Below are 19632 nucleotides of genomic sequence, written 5' to 3' on the forward strand. Positions count from 1 at the left end.
TGGTCCGGACCAGTTGACCGTCCCCTCCGCAGAGGTATGCCGTGCCCAGCTCCCCCGCCCCCACGTCCGCACCGCCCGCCCCCGGCAGGCTCCGGCGAGGGCTGACCACGCGGCACGTGCAGTTCATCGCGCTGGGGTCGGCGATCGGGACGGGGCTGTTCTACGGCTCCGCCGACGCCATCCGCACCGCGGGGCCTGCCGTGCTGATCGCCTACCTCGCCGCGGGACTGGCGGTCTTCGTGGTGATGCGGGCGCTCGGCGAGATGGCGGTGCGCGACCCCGGCGCCGGGTCCTTCGCCCGCTACGCGCGGGCCTACCTCGGGCCGACCGCGGGCTTCGTGACCGGGTGGATGTTCGTGCTGGAGATGCTCGTGGTCGCGACGGCGGACGCCACGGCGCTGGCGGCCTATCTCGGGCACTGGTGGCCGCAGGTGCCCGCCTGGGTGTGGGTGGCGGGGGCGCTCGCGCTGGTGACCGGGCTGAACCTGATCCACGTCACGGTCTTCGGCGAGACGGAGTTCTGGCTGTCGTTGATCAAGGTCTCCGCGATCGTCGCGATGATCCTCGCCGGGGTCGCGATCCTGGTCCTCGGGCTCGACACCCCCGGCGGCACCCGCGCCGGCGTGAGCAACCTGTGGACCGATGGCGGCTTCGTCCCGCACGGGCTGTGGGGCGTGCTCGTGTCGCTGACGATCGTCGCGTTCGCCTTCGGCGGGATCGAGACGCTCGGTCTGTCGGCCGCCGAGGCGCAGGACCCGGGGGCGGCGATCCCCCGGGCCATCAACACGATCCCCTGGCGGGTGCTGCTGTTCTACGTCGGCGCCGTCGGCGTCCTGCTGTGCCTCGGCCCCTGGTCGGCGATCGACGGGCGGTCGAGCGCCTTCGTGCAGATCTTCGACGCCGTCGGGCTCCCCGCCGCCGCGCACGTGCTCAACGCCGTGGTGATCACCGCGGCCTTCTCGGCGCTCAATGCGATCACCTTCTCGATCGGCCGGATGGTGCACGGCCTCGCCGAGCAGGGTGACGCCCCGACGTCGTTCGCGCGCACCAGCTCTCGGGGCGTGCCCGTCGCAGCGGTGGGGCTCGTGGCGATCGCGCTGACCGTGGCGCTGGTGCTCGTGATGCTCGTCCCGCAGGGTGTCTTCGTCACGATCGCGTCGGTGGCGAGCTTCGCGACCGTCTTCGTGTGGCTGATGATCCTCGCCGCCCACCACGCCATGCGGCGACAGGTCGCGCGCGGCCAGCTGGCCCCGGGCGGGTTCGCCCTGGCGGGGTGGCCGCTCGCGAGCTGGGTGGCCATGGGCTTCATGGTGGGGATCCTGGTGCTGCTCGCGGTGACCCCCGAGGGACGGCCCGCGATCGTGGCCGGCGCCGTCGCGCTCGCGGTCCTGCTCACCACGAGCCGGCTGGCGCGCCGCTGACGCCCTCGGCCTCGTTCTGGACGCGACGCCGCTTCCCCTCTTCCCCCACGCGCCGGACGTGGGTCACGGTCGCCAGGACCAGGCCCACGATCAGCACGAGGGGCACGACCTGGTTGACGACGTACGCCGTCTCGAAGCCCACCGTCTCGGCCACCACGACCTTGATCACCGCCTCGGCCAGGAAACCGCCGCCCCACATGGTCGTCAGCCGGCGCACCATCGCGCGGAACCGCGCCCCGGTGGCCCAGCGGTCCTCCCACCGCTGCCGGTCCGCGTCGCTGCCGTCGCCGCCGAACCGGCGCCCGAAGTAGAACATCAGCGGCTTCGGCGCGGGTGGCGCGAGGGTCCCCAGGCACAGCAGGCCGAGCCCGGCGCTGATGGCACAGTCCTTGAGCAGCAACCACTTCCCCTCGGCGCCGGGCACCGCGGCGAGAGCGGCGGAGACGAGGTACATCCCCAGGAAGACCGCTGACACCACGTCCACCCGCCGGGTCCGGGCCACGTGCACCGCGATGCCGATCAGCGGACCGGCCCCGGCGAGCAGGTAGGCCAGCGTCTCCGCGGTCCCCTGGGAGCGGGCCGCCTGGAAGGTGATGACCGGGATCGTGATGTCCAGCACCAGCATCGGCACCATCGCGCGCAGCAGCCCGGTCGGCGCGAGGTCACCGAGCAGATCCTCCGGTGGCGGTGGTGCGGGCAGGCTGCCGCCGGTCGTGTCGTCCCCCCTGGTGATCACCGGGGCAGTCTGTCGGGGTGGTCCGGGCGCCGTCAACGCGGGGTGAGCGCCAGGCTGCAGCCGGTTACCCCCTCACCCAGGATCGTGTGCGTTGACCGCCGGATTCCGGCGGTCAACGCACACGATCCTGGGCGCGGCGGGGGCTCCGTCGCCGAGGGCGGGGTGACGCGACAGGGGCAGGTTTCCTAAGGTTGGACCATCTTGTCGTCTCCCTCTAGGTCGGAACATGTCTGCCCACCTCGTCCCTCGCGGCGTCCGACACGTCCGCAAGGCGTTGCTGCTCGGCGGCGCCATGACGGTGGGGATCGGCCGGCTCGCCCGCCGTGAGCTGCCTCGGGTGGCCTCGAGCCTCCAGGGTGACCGGCGTCGCCGGACGGCCTCGGAGCCGGACGCCCCGGGCGAGCCCAGCCCCGCTCCCCCGACCGGTCTCGAGCCCCCGGCGGCCCCTGGCACCCCGGACACCGCCCAGGAGCCGGCTGCTCCCCCGCTCCCGAGCCGACCCTCGGCCGCCACCGCGGCGGTGCAGCCTGCACGTCCCCTGCCGGGTGCTCAGGCGGATCCTCCCGAGGACGCCACGCCACCGGAGGTGAGAGCCGCCTCCCCGGTCGGCGCGCCGGGTCCCGAGACGGTGGCGGACATGACGCCGGTGGCGGTTGCCTCGTCCGAGCCGAGCCTGCTGCCGGGCGCCCTGGTGCCCTCACCCGCCCACCCGACTGCCGAGCCCGGGGTCCTCCCAGCTCCACGAGTCCCCGTCTGGGGCAAGGTCGCCCTCGGCGTCGGGGCAGCCTCCGCAATCGGTCTTCTCGGAGTCGGGGTGCTCCAGCCCCCCGGCGCGCACCATGCCGAGCCTCCCGCCGCCGTGCTCCACGTCAGCCCCACCACCACGGCCGAGACGACGTCCGAGACGCCCGCGGACGAGACGGACGACGCCGCCGTCACCGAGGACCCCACCGCCTCCGCCGTCCCCACCGCTGCGGCGCCCGGGACGACGACGGGGTCGCCGGTCCCCCCAGCCGTTCCCGACGACGGCGTTCCCGACCAGGGCGCTCCCGGGGCGGCGCCGCCGGCGCCCGTGGCGCCACCAGACCGCGGGCGGGTGCCGGGCACCGGGCAGCCGCGCCCTCCGGACCGACCCCCGACCCCGGCCACGCCGAAGGTGCCGGTCCGACCTGACCCGCCGGCCCCGGCTCCTACGGCCGTCCCACGGCCCGAGCCGACGCGCTCTCCCTGGCCCACCCGCAGGCCGGAGCCCGGGCCGGCTCCGCGGCCTCGGCCGCCCGCGTCACCGCGTCCGCCCGCGCCCCGGCCTGTGCCCCCGACCCGCCCCACCACGCCACCGGTCCCGACACCGACCAGTCCTGCCCCTCGGCCGACGTCCCCGGCGCCGCGACCGACGTCCTCCCCCGCCCCGGCGCCGACGTCCTCGGCCCCGAAGCCGGTCCCGACGACCCCACGTCCGACGGGGGCGCCGTCGACGGGGGCCACCAGCTCGACCCCCACCGCTCGGCCCGGACCCTCGTCCACCACCTGACCATCCCCCTCCCCTCCCAGGATCGTGTGCGTTCTCGGCCGGAAACCGGCCGAGAACGCACACGATCCTGGACGCAGCGGGGGGCGTGCGAGAGTCGCAGCATGACCTCACCGCTCGTCGTCCGGCCGGCCCGCGAGGCGGATCTCGTATGGCGCCAACGCTTTCCGGGGCTCGCCGCCGACCGGTGGGCCGAGGGCGGCAACCGCAGGTGCTTCGTCGCCGAGCGCGCCGGCGACGGTGGTCGGGCACTGCCGCGGGATCGACAACGCCATACACCCGCGCTCCCGGACCCTCGTCCTGGAGGTGCTGCCCGAGCTCCGTGGGGCAGCCGACGACGCCCTCCTCGCCGCCCAGTTCGAGGTGTCCACCCGGCCGCTCTCGATGAAGATCGACGCCTCTGCGCGGCACGACCTGGCGCTCGCCCGCCGGCACCGCGCTGTGCTCGTGCAGCTCTGTCCACCGTGGCGGTTCACCGTCGACGCGGCCCTGCACACGTGGGCGGCCGGGCGTGGTGGGGCGTGCGCCCCCGTGACCGACGCCGACCGCCCCGAGCTGCTCGACCAATTCGTCCACCACTATCGGGCGCAGCACGCCTGGTGGAGTCCTGCCGCGTCGATCCCGGTGCTGGCCCAGCAGCTTCGGGACGGCTTCGAGCCGGGGGACGCGTCGTTCGACCTCGCGCGGTCGCGGCTGCTGCGTCGTGACGGGACGGTCGTGGCGGCCGGGCTCCTGTGGCCGCCCGAGGACGACGGTGAGCCCGCCGAGCTGACCCTGACCGCCCTGCCTTACCAAAGTCCCACGGCCCGAGTCGATCTGGAGGCCTGCCTGGCCGCCGTCCTCACCTGCCTGCCGGACGGCGCCGTCGTGGAGATCGACTCGCACGTCACCGAGCCGGTCGAGTCCGCGCTCGTGCGGGACCTGCCGGCCACGGCCGAGGGCGAGTGGCTGGCGATCGTGGAGGTCCCGGTGCCGGGCGGCCCGACACCGGTCCCGCTGTTCCGCAGCCTCGTCCCGGACGCCTGCGTCTGGGCCCGCGACCTCTGACCGTCCCGCGTGCTCGACTGGTCTTTCCGTCGACGAAGGAGTCGTATGTCGCCTGCCGATGCCCCGCGCGTCATCGTCGTGGGAGCCGGCCCGGTCGGCCTGGCCGCCGCGCTGCTGCTGGACGCCCAGGGCCACCGGGTCACGGTCTACGAGGCCAAGAAGGAGCTCAAGCTCTCCGACGCCAACAGCTATCCCATCGGGGTCAACCTGCGCGGGCAGGAGACCCTCCGCCGCATCGACCCAGCGCTGCTGGACCGGTTGCGGGCGGAGGGTGAGGTCGTCGCGGCGCTCTCGATCTACTCCGGGACCCGCCGGGTGGCGTCGCTGGCCAGCGGCACCCTGATCGCCACGACCCGCGCCTTCCTGACCGGCCTGCTGCTCGAGCGGGTCCGCGGCACCAGGACGATCACCTATCGCGCGGGCCATGCGCTCGCCCGCGTCGACCTCGCCGGGCGCACGCTCACCTTCACGCGGCCGAATGGCGAGGAGGTGACCGTCGACGCGCGGGACGCCCGCGTGCTGGCCGCCGACGGCGTCTGGTCGGCCACCCGGCGCTCGCTGACCGAGCAGGTCCCGGGCTTCATGCACCGGGCCGGCGACTGGTGCGTGCGCTTCCGCGTCGCCTGCCCCCAGCCGCACGCCTCGGCGCCCGGTCTCGACCCGTCGATCCACCACATCTTCACCTCCAAGGGGATCTACACCGCCACACTCCAGGACGGCGTCTGGGGTGTCGCCGTGACCGCCATCGAGGGCGACCCGGCCGAGGAGCTCCTGCTGTCGACCGACGCGAGCGAGGCCGATATCGCGCGCTGAAGGCGCACGTCGCCGAGCACGCACCCTTGGCCGCTCCGCTGCTGACGTATGACGACTATGCGGCGTACTTCACGCGCAAGCCCTTCGGCGGCGCGGTCGTGATCTGTCCGCGTCTGGCCTTCGACGAGTGGCTGGTGCTGCTCGGCGACGCGGCGCACAGCGTCCTGCACCCGACCGGTGAGGGCGTCAACTCCGGGCTGGAGGACTGCGCCCTGCTCGCCGAGCACGCGGCCTCCGGCTCGGCCACCTGGTTCGCGGACTACGAGGCGGGCCGCCTGCCCGACCTGCACGCGCTGGGCGAGTACGCCTGGACCCTGCGCGACAACATCCGCAGCACCGACCCGGCCCGGGGCGCGGCCACCGTGGTGCAGGGGCCGGGGCGCGTCGTCCGCCGCCGATCCCCGCGCTGAGCCCTTTCCCTCTTCGCAGGATCGTGTGCGTATGCCGCCGGAAACCGGCGGAGAACGCACACGATCCCGGGAGCGAAGGGTGCGGGGGCCTCGCCGGGGAGGGGTTCAGGCGGTGCCGGTGCCGGCCGAGGCGCCGCGCTCCCAGGAGGTCAGCCGGTTGCCGAAGGGGTCGTCCACGGTCATCGTGAGACCCCACGCCTCCGGCAGCACCGCCGGGCGACACCTGCGGTGCCGGGCTGCCGTCAGCTGCTCGCAGTACCCGCGAACGTCGTTCACCACCAGCATCACCCGGCCGCCCGGGGTCGCGTCCCCGTGGTGCTCGGTGAGGTGCAGGACGCTGCCGGCGCGCTCGACCTCGGCATACACCGGCAGGTCCGGCTCGTGCCGGTGCTCCCAGACCCACCGGAAGCCGAGGAAGTCGGCGTAGAACTCCCGCGCGATCGCGGCGTCGAAGATCCGCAGGACCGGCACGACCTGCTCGCGGCCGACCGCGTCTGTGGGATCGATCTGCCTGGCGCAGAAGGTGTTCCAGTCGCGGAACCCGGCCGCGTGGGCCACGGCCTCCAGCACCGCGGAGTGGGTCAGGTCGGAGCTGCGAGAGAGCTCACGGGCCAAGGACTTCGCCTCGAGGGTGGTGATCACGAGCTGCCTTCCCGCGCGACGGACGGGGTCCCTGCGTTGCCCGAGGTCACGCGTCGGGAGACGGGTGAGCCAGGTTGGTGTGCGCGGGCGTTCACCAGGGTGCAGGGGGCCGGCCACCCGCGGCCGTGCCCCGACGCTAGCAGCCGGCGCGGCCCGGGGCCGGGAGCGTCAGCGACGGGTCCATCCGCGTTCGTGCCCTTATCCTTGACTGCCTGCGCGACCTGGGTTGCTTCTCGGCAGCGGTCGAGGGTTACCGCGCGATCCTCACGGAGGTAGAGGGGACTGCCCGTGAGCCGCAGATTCGCCAGCACCTAGGAAAGGCCCTCTTCGTCAGCGGCGCGTACCCCGAAGCGGCGGTCCAGTTCGCGCACTGCCTGGAGCTGCGCAGGGCTCAAGGCAAATGCGGTGATCTCCTCGATTCGTCAGCGCGAGCGTATGAGCGAGCGATGGAGCTCGTCGGCTCCTGAGGAAGACGGGACGTCAATGTTACTCAGACGTTAAAGCGGAACTCGACCACGTCGCCGTCGTTCATCACGTAGTCCTTGCCCTCGATGCGGACCTTGCCCGCCTCTTTGGCCTTCTGCATGGACCCGGCGGCCACGAGGTCGTCATACGACACGACCTCGGCCTTGATGAAGCCGCGCTCGAAGTCGGTGTGGATCACGCCCGCCGCCTGCGGGGCCGTCCACCCGGTGCGGATGGTCCAGGCCCGCGACTCCTTGGGCCCCGCGGTGAGGTAGGTCTGCAGCCCGAGGGTGTGGAAGCCGGTGTGCGCCAGCTTGTCCAGGCCGGGCTCGGTGACGCCGACGGACTCGAGCAACTCGGTGGCCTCGGCCTCGTCGAGCTCGGCGAGGTCCATCTCGAGCTTGGCGTTGAGGAAGACGCAGTCGGCGGGGGCGACGAGCTCGCGCAGCTCGGCCTGCAGCGCCTCGTCGGTGAGCTGGTCCTCGTCGACGTTGAAGACGTAGATGAAGGGCTTGGTGGTGAGGAGGAAGAGCTCCTTGATCGCGGCCATCTCGACCCCGGCGGCGGCGCCCTTGGCGAAGAGCGTGTCCCCGGCCTCGAGGACCCGCTGCGCGGCCAGGGCGTTGTCGAGGACGGCCTTGTCGGTCTTCTTGCCCTTGACCTCCTTCTCCAGCCGCGGGATGGCCTTCTCGAGGGTCTGCAGGTCGGCGAGGATCAGCTCGGTGTTGATGGTCTCGATGTCGTCCTTGGGCGAGACCTTGCCGTCGACGTGCACCACGTCGTCGTCCGCGAAGGCGCGGATGACCTGGCAGATGGCGTCGGACTCCCGGATGTTGGCGAGGAACTTGTTGCCCAGCCCCTCGCCCTCGGAGGCGCCGCGCACGATGCCGGCGATGTCGACGAAGGACACGGTGGCCGGCAGGATCCGCTCGCTGCCGAAGATCCCGGCGAGCACCTTCAGCCGCGGGTCGGGCAGCGGGACGACGCCCACGTTGGGCTCGATGGTCGCGAAGGGGTAGTTCGCGGCGAGCACGTTGTTCTTGGTCAGGGCGTTGAACATGGTCGACTTGCCCACGTTGGGCAGTCCCACGATCCCGATAGTCAGAGCCACGAGGAGCGAGTCTATCGGCTGCGGGGGCCCGACCAGGAGCAGCGCGTATGTCGGCCCCTGCGGGGCTTCTCGTCATACGCCCTGCTCGTGCCGGGTCAGTCCGTGATCAGGGGCACGGCGACGGTGAACTCGTCCTCGCTCCCGTCGTAGCGCCGCCCCGCCTGGGTGTCGTAGTCGCGGCTGCGGAAGGAGTCCAGCGACGGCGAGTAGGTGTCGACGGTGAGCTCGCCGTGCCGGACGTCGAGCTGGAGCATCCGCACGAAGCCCGCGTGCCCGCGCCCGTCCGCGCCCGCGTCGTAGTCCTGGTAGTCGGCCATCAGCTCGACGACCTGGTGACCGGGGGTGCCCACGTCCTGGCGCACGTTGCGGGCCACGCCGTGCTCGTGGCCGGCGAGGACGAGGAAGACGTTGGGGTTGGCGTCGACGACCGTGCGGACGCGGGCGCCGTCGTCGGACAGCGGGGCGTTCTCGCCGGCCGGGGCCGCGCCGGGCTGCAGGTAGGCGTGCGTCGCGACGACGACGTTGTGGCGGGGGCGCTTCTTGATCTGCTCGTCGGCCCAGGCGAGCGCGGCGTCGGAGGGCTTGTAGCCGAGGTAGACGACCGCGAACTTGGCTCCGCCGGCGGTGAACTCGTCGACGTGGTGGGAGTTGTCGCCGTCCTTCCAGGGGCCCTGGTAGTACGGCGTCGCCGCGCGGGCGCCGGCGGCCTGGTAGCGCGCCGGGCCGAAGTAGCGGTTGTAGAGCGAGGCGTCGGCGCCGCGGGCGTTGTCGTGGTTGCCGGGCAGGACGCCGTTGGGCATGCCCGCGTCGTCGAGGATCTGCTGGGCCTGCGAGGCGTGCGCGAACTCGCCCTTGGCCAGGTTGGGCGTCTGGAACCAGTAGGAGTCGACGATGTCGCCGGTGTGCGCGGTGTAGGCGATCTTGCGGGAGGCGGCGTTGTCGACGATCCAGCGGTTCATCCCGTCGTAGATCGCCTGGCAGCGGCGAGCCTGGGCAGCCATGACCGAGTTCGCACAGCGGCTGAGGTACTGCGTGTCGGTGATGTGGGCGATGGCCAGGTCGTAGGTCGCGGGGTCCCGGAAGGCGCCGTCGGGCGCGGTGGGGCCGACGAGCGAGCCACGGCCGGTGGCGGCAGGGGTGGTGGTCGCCGCGGTGGCGGCGGCGGGGGTCGCGAGGAGGGTGAGGGCGAGGGTGGCGGCAGCGGCGAGGCGCGGGGTGAGGGCCATGCCCGGGAGGCTAGGGAGACCGGCGTACCAGCGCGTGGACCTGCGCTGTCCGTGAGGTGAACTGTGCTGTCCTGCACGGGTATGTCGGCGCCAGGTGGTTGGCTGACCCCATGGACACCACCCTGCTCGTCGGTCTGCTCGTGGGGGCGTTGCTCGGCGCCCTGGTCACCTGGCTCGCGCTGCGTGGGTCGGGGGCGGCGCACACCGCGCAGCTCGCAGGGCTGACGGCCGAGCGGGACCTGTGGCGCGAGCGCTGCGTGGACCTGGAGGCGTCGATGGGCGAGGACTCGCAGACCGCGGCGACGCTCGGGCCGATGCGCGAGGCCCTGGCCCGGATGGAGCGCACGGTGGGGACGCTGGAGCGGGACCGGCAGCAGCAGTACGGCGCGCTCGGGGCCCGCCTGGAGGAGGTCACGGCGACCACGACGGCGCTGCGCGACCAGACCGCCTCGCTGGCGGGGTCGCTGCAGTCGAGCAACGTGCGCGGCGCGTGGGGCGAGGCCCGGCTGCGGCGGCTGCTGGAGCACGCCGGGCTGCTGGCGCGGTGCGACTTCGACGAGCAGGTGGCCGCGGTCACCGAGCACGACGCGGCCGTCCGCCCCGACGCCGTGGTGCGCCTGCCGGGGGGCAAGGTGCTGGTCGTCGACGCCAAGGCGCCGCTCACCAAGTTCCTCGCCGCGCAGGGCGAGTCGCTCGACGAGACGCAGCGGGCCGCCCACCTGCGCGGGCACGCGGCGGCACTGCGCGGTCACGTCGACACCCTCGCGGCCAAGGCCTACTGGACGGCCTTCCCGGTCACCCCGGAGATGGTCGTCTGCTTCGTGCCGTCCGACGCCGTGCTCGCGGCGGCCCTGGCGCACGACCCGACCCTGTATGACGACGCCCTGGCGCGCCGGGTGGTCCTCGCCTCCCCCGCGACCCTGCTCGCGCTGCTGCGCACGGTGGCGTTCACCTGGCAGCAGGACGCGCTCGCGACCAACGCCACCCAGCTGCTCGCCCTCGGCAAGGAGCTCTATGCCCGCATCGGCACCCTCGCCGGGCACACCACCCGTCTGGGCGCCCAGCTCACCCGCTCGATGGAGGCCTACAACGCGATGGTGGGCACGCTGGAGTCCCGCGTGCTCGTCACGGCCCGCCGCATGCACGAGCTGGACCTGGTGACCACCGCACCGCCCACCCTCGACGTCGTCGACCAGGCGCCCCGCCCGCTCACCAGCGCCGAGCTGCTCGACGCCCTGGACGCCGAGGTCGCCCGCCCGGCCATCGACCCGGAGCTTGCCCGCCCCACGGACTCCCCCTCCCGCGAGGGCCGGCCGGCACGGGACGCCGACTCCGCCTGATGGGCACGCCCTCCCCCGGCGCCGGCCGCCGACCGCTGCTCCCCGACGAGCGGGCGGCTCTGCACCGCCTCCCCCGCTGACCCGGGCGGGCGCACGTGGGTCGTCCCCGACCGCGAGCGCGGCCGGGGACGCGGCGGTGCGGGTCAGTCCTCGCCGAGGATGCAGAACTCGTTGCCCTCGGGGTCGGCCATGACGACCCAGCCGAGGTCCGCGCGCCGGTCGTCGACCGTGGCGGCGCCGAGCTGCTCGGCGCGGGCGACCTGCTCGTCGCGGGTGCTGCCGTCGGGGACGAGGTCCATGTGGGCGCGGTTCTTGACCTGCTTGGTGTCGGGCACCTCGTAGAACAGCACGGTGTAGCCGTGCGGGCTCACGAGGTAGCACGCAGCGGACCCGGGGTGGTAGCTGTCCGGGTCTTGCACCTGCCAGCCGAGCAGCTCGCGCCAGAACTCCGCGACGGTGTGCGGGTCGAGGGCGTCCCAGGTGGTGTGCGACAGGCGAAGCGACATGGGTCTCCTTGGGGTGGGGCAGTGCCCCCAGTCTCCCCCGCGGGCGGGCTCGGCGACGGGTGCGGCGGCTGGCTGCCACGATCCCCGGCTACCGTTCGGTAGGTCGACGCGCGGTCATCGCGCATACCCCTGAACGGCTCACCGGCGGACGGGTGAACCGCGAGTCACGCCGGGCGGCATAAGCCCGAATCATCCCCGGCGAAGGCGACATCCGGGCCGAAGCGGTCGTCACACCGTGTCATGGACCTAACAGCCCTCTGCCATTGGTCAATTACTTTTAGTTACCGTTTTGCCATGTCAACGAACACGCAGCCCCGAAGCCCCCGTCGGTGGGTTCGTCCCGTCGCGTGGACCGCAGGCCTCATGGCTGCCGCGGGCCTCGCCGTTCCCCCGGTCTATGCCTGGCACCTGCACCAGACGGTGTCCCACAACGTCAAGCACGCCTCCCTGATGCCGGTGGCCCACAAGCCGAAGGTCGCCACCGCCGGGGAGTCGATCAACCTGCTCGTCGTGGCCACCAACGACGCCCACACCGGTGCAGGCAGCTTCACCATCGCCCACATCTCGGCCGACCGCCGCCGGGTCGACCTGGTCATCCTGCCGCGCGAGGTGCTGGAGCCGACCTTCGAGAGCAAGGGCAGCTCCGGTGCGGTGGTCAAGGCCGAGGACACCCTCGGCATCCGCATCGACGACGTCACCGAGCTGGACCTGTCCGACATCCGTGACCTGGTCGACGGCGTCGGTGGCGTGACCATCGACGGTCGCCAGATGGACGGTCCGACGGCCCTGGCCTATCTCCGCGAGGGCGACCTGGCCAAGGGGCGGCGCGACGAGCAGCGCCACCTGAAGTTCATGAAGTCCGTCCTGGGCAAGGCCCTCGGCAGCAAGAACCCGATCATCATCGACCGCTTCACCAAGCTCGCCTCGCAGAAGGTCACCCTCGACAACGGCACCACCGTCAACGAGGCCGAGGCGCTGATGCAGAGCCTCATGGACGCGCAGATCCACACGACCTACCTCAGCAACCGCGGCCGCTTCCAGGCGCTGCAGCAGCACCTGCAGCACGACTCCATGGAGTCCTTCACCAAGTGACGGCGCCGCCCGGCCGGACGTGCCCCTCCCTCCCGGAGGGGCGCGCCCATGTTCGGGGTGGTCCCTAGGCCCGGGGCAGGCCCAGGCGCGGGGCCTGCGGAGGGCATACGCCGAACGGCATACGAAAGTCACTCTGAGCGATATCTTGGTCGGCAACACTCACTCACAGCAACAGAGGCGGATCCGTGGACCTGCAGGACTATCTGCGCGTGCTGCGCAAGCGGTGGCGCGTCGTGCTCGCCCTCACCCTGCTGTCGACGCTGGTCGCGGGGGCGGTCGTCGCGCTGACGCCCAGGAGCTACGAGTCCCGGACCGAGCTGTTCGTCTCGACGGCCAACACCGGCACCAGCGCGGACCTGATGCAGGGCAGCACCTTCACCCAGCAGCAGATGAAGACCTACGCCGAGGTCATCACCTCGCCGCGGGTGCTCGACCCGGTGCGGCGCACCCTGGGCGTGGCGCCCGGCACCGACCTGGCCCGGCAGGTGCGGGCGACGACCCCCCCGGACACCGTGCTGCTCGACCTGACGGTCACCGACCACGACCGCGACAAGGCCGCCCGGGTCGCCAACGCGGTCGCCGAGCAGTTCACGACGACGATCCAGGAGCTGCAGTCGGTCAAGGCCGGCCAGGACAGCCCGGTCAAGGCGTCGATCCTGCAGACCGCGGTGGCGAGCGACCACCCCTGCGCCCCGCGCCCGCTGCGCACCCTCGCCCTCGGCCTGGTCCTCGGGCTGCTGCTCGGCCTGGGCGCGGCGCTGCTGCGCGACCTGCTCGACACCTCGATCAAGGGCGAGCGCGAGGTCAAGGAGGTCGCGGAGGACCCGGTCATCGGCAGCATCCACTTCGACCCCGACGCATCCTCGCACCCGCTCATCGTGCACAGCGACGCGCACAGCACCCGCGCCGAGGCCTTCCGCACGCTGCGCACCAACCTGCAGTTCGTGGACGCCGCCACCCACCCACGGGTGCTCGTGCTGACCTCCTCCCTGCCCGGCGAGGGCAAGACGACGACGACGGGCAACCTGGGGCTCACCCTCGCGGCGAGCGGCGCCAAGGTCTGCATCATCGAGGGCGACCTGCGTCGTCCTCGACTGCTGCAGTACATGGGGCTGGAGGGCGCCGTCGGCCTGACGTCGGTGCTCATCGGGGAGGCCGACCTGGAGGACGTCCTGCAGCCTTTCGGCGACAACCTGCACGTGCTCGGCTCCGGCCCGATCCCGCCCAACCCGAGCGAGCTGCTCGGCTCCCCGGCGATGCGCGACCTGCTCGACCGGCTGCGCCGGGACTTCGAGTACGTCGTGATCGACGCACCTCCGGTGCTGCCCGTCACCGACGCGGCCGTCCTGGCCACGCTGGCCGACGGCGCCGTCCTGGTCGTCGGCGCCGGGGTGATCCGCAAGGAGGACCTGACCCGGGCCTTGGACCATCTGCGCGCCGTGGACGCCCGGCTGCTCGGCCTGGTGGTCAACCGGGTGCCCACCAGGGGCGGCGACGGCTACTCCTACTACAGCGACCGCTACGCGTACGCGCCCGAGGCCGGCTCCGGATCGGGCCGCCGCCGCTGGACCCCGTGGGCGGGGCGCGGGCGGCCGCAGGCGGTGCCGGCCGGGGCCACGGCAACCACCCGCTCGGCCTACCGGCGCGCGCACCGGCGCCCGGACGGCCGTTGACCGGGCTGCCGACTACCGCTGACCGGGCTGCCGGCGAGGCGTCAGCGCCCGCCGTCGCCGAGGACCCGCAGCACCTGCGGGAGCGCCCCGGCCACCTGACCGGTCATCCGGTCCAGGACGGCCGCGTCCCGTCGGAAGGGGTCCACCAGGTCCGCCTCCTGCGGGGGCAGCGGGGGTCGGCGTCCACGTCGGGCGGCGACCAGGGGCACGACCGCGGCGAGCCGGTCCCGTGCCGCACCTACCGCCGGCAGCGCCTCGTCCGGGAGGTCGCGCGCCAGGTCGGCGAGGTCGAGCAGCGTGAAGGTACGCGCGAGCGCCCGCGGGGCCAGCCGCACCACCGCCGCCCTATGGTCCCTCGTCGCGGTCAGCACGAGCTGGGCCGGTGCCACGAGGTCGACCGTCAGCGCCCGGGCCCGGAAGTCGTCGCCCTCGCCCCCGGCCGAGCGCAGCCGGTCCAGGACGGCCGGGTCCATGGGGTGGCCCACGAGGGCTCCGGTGCCGGCGCTGCGCACCTCGACCGCGCCCGCCCCCCAGGACCGGTCGAGTGCTGCCTGGAGCAGGCGCTCGAGATAGGGCGAGCGGCACACGTTGCCGGTGCACACGACGAGGAGGCGGGCGGGCTCACTCATGAGGATCACGCTACGTCACCTGAGGTCCGGATCTGGCGGGCGCCGGCCCACGACGTCGACGGTCACTAGTCGCTCTGGGTGACGAACTGTTCCCCATCAGGGGGCCGAAGCGGTTACTTTGGAGGGGTCAAGAATCACTGATCGTGAGGAGCGCCATGCCTTACGTCGCCCGTCGTGACCGTCTGGTCCGGCTGACCTGGGGCGCCGCCGACACCCTCGTCTGGGTGTCCGCGGTGCTCCTCGCGACCTGGGTGCGCTACTCCTTCGCCCTCGCCCCGGTCCTGCTGCCGAGCGTCTCCGCCGCAGCCCTGGCGAGCGGCGCGGCCTACGCCCTCGTCTCCGTCGCCACCGGCCCCTACCGCAAGGGCCACACCCGCGGCTCCTTCGAGGAGGTGCTGGACGTCACCACCACCGCGGTCGTCACCGGCGCCGGACTGCTCGCCTGGACGCTGCTGGCGACGCCCCCGCCCCTGCCCCGAGCCGTGCCCGTCATCGCGATGCTGCTGGCGGTGCTGCTGATGACGACGGCACGCTTCGTCGTGCGAGCCGCCCGACAGCGGGAGAACGACCGGGCCGAGGGCAAGGAGCGGGTGCTGGTGTACGGCGCCGGCCGCAGCGGTCGGGCGCTGATCCGGGCCATGCGGGAGGACCCGACCTCGGCATACCGCCCGGTCGCCCTGCTGGACGACGACCCGGCGACCCACCGCACCTCCGTGGAGGGCGTGCGGGTGCGCGGCGGGCGCGACGACCTGACCCGGGTCGCGGCCGCGACCGGCGCGCAGCGGATGATCATCGCGATCCGCGAGGCCGACGCCGACACCGTGCGCGAGCTGCACGATCAGGCCTGCGAGGCCGGGCTCAAGGCCATGGTGCTGCCCACCATGGGCGAGCTGCTCGGTCAGGACCCCACCCCGCAGGACATCCGCGACGTCAACCTCGAGGATCTCCTGGGCCGCCGGCCGATCACCCTCGACGAGACCGCGATCGCCGGGCAGCTCGCCGGCCGCACCGTCCTCGTCACCGGCGCGGGCGGGAGCATCGGCAGCGAGCTGTGCCGCCAGATAGCGCGGTTCGAGCCGGCCCGGCTGGTCATGCTCGACCGCGACGAGTCCGCGCTCCAGGACGTGCAGCTCGACCTGCAGGGTCACGGGCTGCTGGAGAGCGACACGATCGTGCTCGCCGACATCCGCGACCAGGAGGCGATGCAGCGGGTCCTGCGCCAGCACCGGCCGGACGTCGTCTTCCACGCCGCCGCGCTCAAGCACCTGCCGCTGCTGGAGCGCTATCCCCTGGAGGCGTGGAAGTCCAACGTCCTCGGCACCCTCAACGTGCTGCGCGCCGCCCAGGCGTCGGGGGTGTCGACCTTCGTCAACATCTCCACCGACAAGGCCGCCGACCCGGTCTGCGTGCTCGGCTACAGCAAACGCATCGCCGAACGGCTCACGGCGGACATGGCCGGGCGGGCGACCGGCCGCTACATGAGCGTCCGCTTCGGCAACGTCCTCGGGTCGCGAGGGTCGGTGATCCCGGCCTTCACCCGCCAGATCACCCGCGGCGGCCCGGTGACCGTGACCCACCCCGAGGTGCAGCGCTACTTCATGCTCATCCCCGAGGCCTGCCAGCTCACCATGCAGGCGGCCGCGATGGGCGCGGGCGGCGAGGTCATGGTGCTCGACATGGGCCGGCCGGTGCGGATCACCGAGATCGCCGAGACCCTGGTCGCGATGTCGGGCCGCTCGGACGTGCGCATCGTCTACACCGGGCTGCGCCCCGGCGAGAAGATGACCGAGGACCTGTTCAACGCCGCCGACCGCTCCCGCGGCACCGCCCACCCGCTGGTGAGCAGCGTGGACGTGCCGCCGCTGGACGGCTCGACCGTGGACGGCATGCCGCTGACGCACGAGCGCGCCGCCGGGTGGATGCGCGGGTGCGCCCGCGAGGGCCAGGGTCCCCTGCCCGCCGACCGCGTGGGTCTGGCCGGGGCGCTGCTCGGCGAACCCGATCGAGGGGACCACCGGTGAGCCGCATCCACCTGTCCCGCGCCCAGGTCACCTCCGTGGAGGAGGAGCTCGTCCTGGACGCCCTGCGCTCAGGGTGGATCGCACCCCTCGGACCGCACGTCGACGCCTTCGAGCACGAGGTCGCCGAGCGGGTCGGGGTGCCGCACGCGCTCGCGCTCAGCTCGGGGACCGCCGCCCTGCACCTGGCCCTGCTCCACGTCGGTGCCCGCCCGGGGACGGTCGTCCTGGTGCCGACCATGACCTTCGCCGCCACCGCCAACGCCGTCGCCTACACCGGTGCCGAGGTCGCCTTCGTCGACAGTCGCGGCGACGACGGCAACGTCGCCGCCCACCTGCTGCTGCAGGCCTGCGACGAGCTGAGCGCCGGCGGCCGGACGGTGGCCGCGGCGATCCCGGTCGACCTCTTCGGCCGGTGCGCCGACTATGACGTGCTCGTCCCCGGTCTCGCGGAGCGCGGCATACCCCTCGTGGAGGACGCGGCCGAGGCGCTCGGAGCCTCGCTGGGGACGGCGGCGGCCGGGTCCTTCGGCCTGGCGGCGGCCTTGTCCTTCAACGGGAACAAGATCATGACCACCTCCGGCGGCGGCATGCTGCTCAGCCACGACGAGTCCGTCGTCGAGCGCGCGCGCCACCTCGCGACGCAGGCCCGGCAGCCGGTGCCGTGGTACGAGCACGAGGACATCGGCTTCAACTACCGCCTGTCCAACGTCCTGGCCGCCCTCGGACGGGGCCAGCTGAGGCGCCTCGACACGCTGATCGAGCGGCGCCGTGAGATCCGGCAGCGGTATGCCGAACTCCTCGGCGGGCTCGCGGGGATCCGTCTGCTGGGGCGCGGGAGCGATCGGGACGACGCCCAGGACAACTGCTGGCTCACGAGCATCGTGCTCGACCCCGATGTGTGGTCCACCACCGCCGACGACGTCGTCGCTGCCTTGTCGCAGCAGGAGATCGAGGCCCGACACCTGTGGAAGCCGATGCACCTGCAGCCGGTCTTCGCCGGGCGCCGTGCCTTCCTGGACGGGACGAGCGAGGCGCTCTTCGCCCAGGGGGTCAACCTCCCGAGCGGCGCCGACCTCACCGACGACGACGTCGACCGGGTGGTCACGGCCCTGCACGCCACCCTGCGGGAGGCCGCGTGACGCCGTCGACGTACGAAGTCCTCAAGCGCGGGCTGGACGTGGCCGTCGCGGCGACGGGCCTGGTGGTCACGGCACCGGTGCAGGCTCTCGCAGCAGCGGCCGTGCGCGGGACCATGGGCTCGCCCGTGCTCTTCCGCCAGACCCGACCCGGTCTCGACGGAAAACCCTTCGAGATGGTGAAGATGCGCACGATGCTGCTTCCCGCCCAGGCAGGTGGCTCCCACGACGACGCGGATCGCCTGACGCGGCTGGGCCGCTGGCTGCGGGCCAGCAGCATCGACGAGCTCCCGACGCTGTGGAACGTGCTGCGCGGCGACCTCAGCCTGGTCGGACCCCGCCCGCTGCTGATGGACTACCTGCCGCGCTACTCCCCCGTCCAGGCCCGCCGGCACGAGGTCCGCCCGGGTCTGACCGGGCTGGCGCAGGTCAGCGGCCGCAACGGACTGTCCTGGGAGGAGCGCTTCGCTCTCGACGTGGAATATGTCGACCGCCGCTCGCTCGGCCTGGACCTGCGCATCCTGGCGCGCACGATCGCCACCGTGGTGGGGCGGGAGGGTGTGAGCGCCGAGGGCCACGCCACCATGCCCGCCTTCCGCGGCAGCGCCGAGACCACCGCGCACGCAGGAGGTTCCTCGTGAGACGTGTCCTCGTCCTCAACCAGTTCGCGCTCCCCCGCGACCAGGGTGGCGGGACCCGCCATGCCGACCTGTTCGGCCGGTGCCCCGGCTGGCGGGCCGTGGTGCTCGCCGGTGACCGCAACCACTACAGCCAGCAGAGATTCACCACGCGAGACCCCGGCTTCCGGCTCGTGCCCGTGCCGGCCAGCGACGGCAGCCCGCGAGCCCGCCTGACGTCCTGGGTCGCCTACTGCGTGCAGGCCGTGGGCTTCGGGCTGCGGCACCGACCTGACGTGGTCTTCGCCTCCACCCCGCACCTGCTGACCGCCGTCGCCGGCTGGGCCCTGGCCCGGACGGTGCGCGTCCCGCTGGTGCTGGAGATCCGCGACCTGTGGCCGGAGTCCTTCGTCGCGGCAGGACTGCTCACCCGCGGATCGTGGACCCACCGGGGTCTTGAGGCCGTCGAGCGCTTCGTCGTGCGGCGGGCGGACGAGATCGTCGTCGTCACGACCGGCTGGGAGCAGCACCTGTCCCGCCTGGGCGCAGACCCCCAGCGCTGCACGGTGGTTCCCAACGGCACGGAGCCCTACGACCTGCACCTCTCGCCCCAGGACCGCGAGAAGAGGCGTCGTTCCCTGGGGATCGACCGCACGACGGCGGTGTTCGCGGGAGCGCATGGCCCCAAGGACGGGATCGACCTGATCCTCGACGCTGCGGCGAGCGTCCCCGAGGTGGACTTCGTCCTCGTCGGCGACGGCCCGGCCAAGCACGACGCGCAGTCTCGTGCCCGGCGGGAGGGCCTGAGCAACGTGCGCTTCGCCGATCCCGTCCCGAAGCAGGACCTTCCGATGCTCCTGGCCTGCTGCGACATCGGCGTGCACTCCGTGACGCCGTTGGAGGTGTTCCGGCTGGGGATGAGCCCCAACAAGCTCTTCGACTACCTGGCCGCAGGTCTGCCCGTCGTCAGCAACGCCGGGGACGCGGTGACCGGGCTCATCGGCCATGACCGGTGCGGCCACGTCGGCGACTCCGGCTCTCTGGCGGAGGGGATCCGCCTCGTTGGAGCCGCGAGTGACCAGCAGCGAGCCGAGTGGCGCCGCACAGCGGACACCCTCATCCGCACGCGGTTCTCCCGGCGGGAGGCCGCTCGTCGGCTGGCGGCGGTCCTGGACCGGGTCCACGAAGATCGCGCCGACAGGAGCACATCTCGATGACA

Annotated in this window: 17 protein-coding genes; 11 read left to right on the forward strand and 6 right to left on the reverse strand. The window is 73.0% G+C overall.

Going from position 1 to position 19632, the window contains the following annotated elements; all coding sequences use genetic code 11:
* The first annotated feature begins 41 nt into the window (after positions 1–41).
* Positions 42–1421 carry an amino acid permease gene (locus tag ACK2IS_RS12660; RefSeq protein ID WP_409483673.1) on the forward strand — a complete coding sequence of 460 codons (1380 nt, stop codon included), beginning with the start codon at positions 42–44 and terminating at the stop codon, positions 1419–1421.
* Here ACK2IS_RS12660 and ACK2IS_RS12665 read toward each other — a convergent pair.
* Positions 1393–2157 carry a VC0807 family protein gene (locus ACK2IS_RS12665; protein WP_409483674.1) on the reverse strand — a complete coding sequence of 255 codons (765 nt, stop codon included), beginning with the start codon at positions 2155–2157 and terminating at the stop codon, positions 1393–1395. The two genes, ACK2IS_RS12660 and ACK2IS_RS12665, sit on opposite strands and share 29 nt — an antisense overlap.
* A gap of 1768 nt (positions 2158–3925) precedes the next feature.
* Between ACK2IS_RS12665 and ACK2IS_RS12670 the strand changes: the two genes are divergently transcribed.
* Genes ACK2IS_RS12670 through ACK2IS_RS12680 form a run of 3 tightly spaced genes read left to right on the forward strand, consistent with a single transcriptional unit; the run spans position 3926 to position 5955 of the window.
* Positions 3926–4732, forward strand: coding sequence for a hypothetical protein (locus tag ACK2IS_RS12670; RefSeq protein ID WP_409483675.1), 807 nt, complete (start codon positions 3926–3928; stop codon positions 4730–4732).
* A gap of 45 nt (positions 4733–4777) precedes the next feature.
* A complete protein-coding gene (locus tag ACK2IS_RS12675; protein WP_409483676.1) occupies positions 4778–5545 on the forward strand; it encodes an FAD-dependent oxidoreductase in 768 nt (255 codons plus the stop codon).
* A gap of 26 nt (positions 5546–5571) precedes the next feature.
* The gene (locus ACK2IS_RS12680; protein ID WP_409483677.1) at positions 5572–5955 is read left to right on the forward strand and encodes an FAD-dependent oxidoreductase; all 384 of its coding nucleotides are present in this window, start codon (positions 5572–5574) and stop codon (positions 5953–5955) included.
* Between the two features lie 105 nt (positions 5956–6060).
* On the opposite strand, the gene ACK2IS_RS12685 is transcribed toward ACK2IS_RS12680, so the two are convergent.
* The 3 genes from ACK2IS_RS12685 to ACK2IS_RS12695 all read right to left on the reverse strand — a co-directional run bounded on the left by ACK2IS_RS12685 (position 6061) and on the right by ACK2IS_RS12695 (position 9399).
* Positions 6061–6597, reverse strand: coding sequence for a glyoxalase superfamily protein (locus tag ACK2IS_RS12685; protein ID WP_409483678.1), 537 nt, complete (start codon positions 6595–6597; stop codon positions 6061–6063).
* Positions 6598–7087: 490 nt separating this feature from the next.
* Positions 7088–8173 (reverse strand): redox-regulated ATPase YchF, encoded by a 1086-nt coding sequence (gene ychF / locus ACK2IS_RS12690; protein ID WP_409483679.1) that lies wholly within the window; start codon positions 8171–8173, stop codon positions 7088–7090.
* Positions 8174–8268: 95 nt separating this feature from the next.
* On the reverse strand, positions 8269–9399 hold the full coding sequence (locus ACK2IS_RS12695) for a metallophosphoesterase (RefSeq protein ID WP_409483680.1): 1131 nt from the start codon (positions 9397–9399) through the stop codon (positions 8269–8271).
* Positions 9400–9509: 110 nt separating this feature from the next.
* Here ACK2IS_RS12695 and ACK2IS_RS12700 point away from each other — a divergent pair, with 110 nt between their 5' ends.
* Entirely contained in the window at positions 9510–10739 is a 1230-nt protein-coding gene (locus tag ACK2IS_RS12700) for a DNA recombination protein RmuC (protein ID WP_409483681.1), read from the forward strand.
* 143 nt (positions 10740–10882) lie between these two features.
* On the opposite strand, the gene ACK2IS_RS12705 is transcribed toward ACK2IS_RS12700, so the two are convergent.
* A complete protein-coding gene (locus ACK2IS_RS12705) occupies positions 10883–11245 on the reverse strand; it encodes a VOC family protein (protein WP_409483682.1) in 363 nt (120 codons plus the stop codon).
* A 363-nt stretch (positions 11246–11608) separates the two neighbouring features.
* Between ACK2IS_RS12705 and ACK2IS_RS12710 the strand changes: the two genes are divergently transcribed.
* Together ACK2IS_RS12710 and ACK2IS_RS12715 are read left to right on the forward strand one after the other, a co-directional pair.
* Complete coding sequence (locus ACK2IS_RS12710; RefSeq protein ID WP_409483683.1) at positions 11609–12337, forward strand: LCP family protein; 729 nt, start codon at positions 11609–11611, stop codon at positions 12335–12337.
* Between the two features lie 185 nt (positions 12338–12522).
* Positions 12523–14010: a polysaccharide biosynthesis tyrosine autokinase gene (locus ACK2IS_RS12715; protein WP_409483684.1), complete on the forward strand. Its 1488-nt coding sequence runs from the start codon at positions 12523–12525 to the stop codon at positions 14008–14010.
* Positions 14011–14051: 41 nt separating this feature from the next.
* On the opposite strand, the gene ACK2IS_RS12720 is transcribed toward ACK2IS_RS12715, so the two are convergent.
* The gene (locus ACK2IS_RS12720; RefSeq protein ID WP_409483685.1) at positions 14052–14639 is read right to left on the reverse strand and encodes a low molecular weight phosphatase family protein; all 588 of its coding nucleotides are present in this window, start codon (positions 14637–14639) and stop codon (positions 14052–14054) included.
* A 155-nt stretch (positions 14640–14794) separates the two neighbouring features.
* Here ACK2IS_RS12720 and ACK2IS_RS12725 point away from each other — a divergent pair, with 155 nt between their 5' ends.
* Genes ACK2IS_RS12725 through ACK2IS_RS12740 form a run of 4 tightly spaced genes read left to right on the forward strand, consistent with a single transcriptional unit; the run spans position 14795 to position 19630 of the window.
* Positions 14795–16660, forward strand: coding sequence for a polysaccharide biosynthesis protein (locus ACK2IS_RS12725; RefSeq protein ID WP_409483686.1), 1866 nt, complete (start codon positions 14795–14797; stop codon positions 16658–16660).
* The gene (locus tag ACK2IS_RS12730; RefSeq protein WP_409483687.1) at positions 16657–17799 is read left to right on the forward strand and encodes a DegT/DnrJ/EryC1/StrS family aminotransferase; all 1143 of its coding nucleotides are present in this window, start codon (positions 16657–16659) and stop codon (positions 17797–17799) included. Before ACK2IS_RS12725 ends, ACK2IS_RS12730 begins: the two co-directional genes overlap by 4 nt.
* Entirely contained in the window at positions 17796–18437 is a 642-nt protein-coding gene (locus ACK2IS_RS12735) for a sugar transferase (RefSeq protein ID WP_409483688.1), read from the forward strand. The genes ACK2IS_RS12730 and ACK2IS_RS12735 overlap by 4 nt, the downstream gene beginning before the upstream one ends.
* On the forward strand, positions 18434–19630 hold the full coding sequence (locus ACK2IS_RS12740; RefSeq protein ID WP_409483689.1) for a glycosyltransferase family 4 protein: 1197 nt from the start codon (positions 18434–18436) through the stop codon (positions 19628–19630). Before ACK2IS_RS12735 ends, ACK2IS_RS12740 begins: the two co-directional genes overlap by 4 nt.
* Positions 19631–19632: the final 2 nt, after the last annotated feature.

The organism is Arsenicicoccus dermatophilus (genome assembly GCF_046267915.1).
In the GTDB taxonomy this organism is placed as follows: domain Bacteria; phylum Actinomycetota; class Actinomycetes; order Actinomycetales; family Dermatophilaceae; genus Arsenicicoccus; species Arsenicicoccus dermatophilus_A.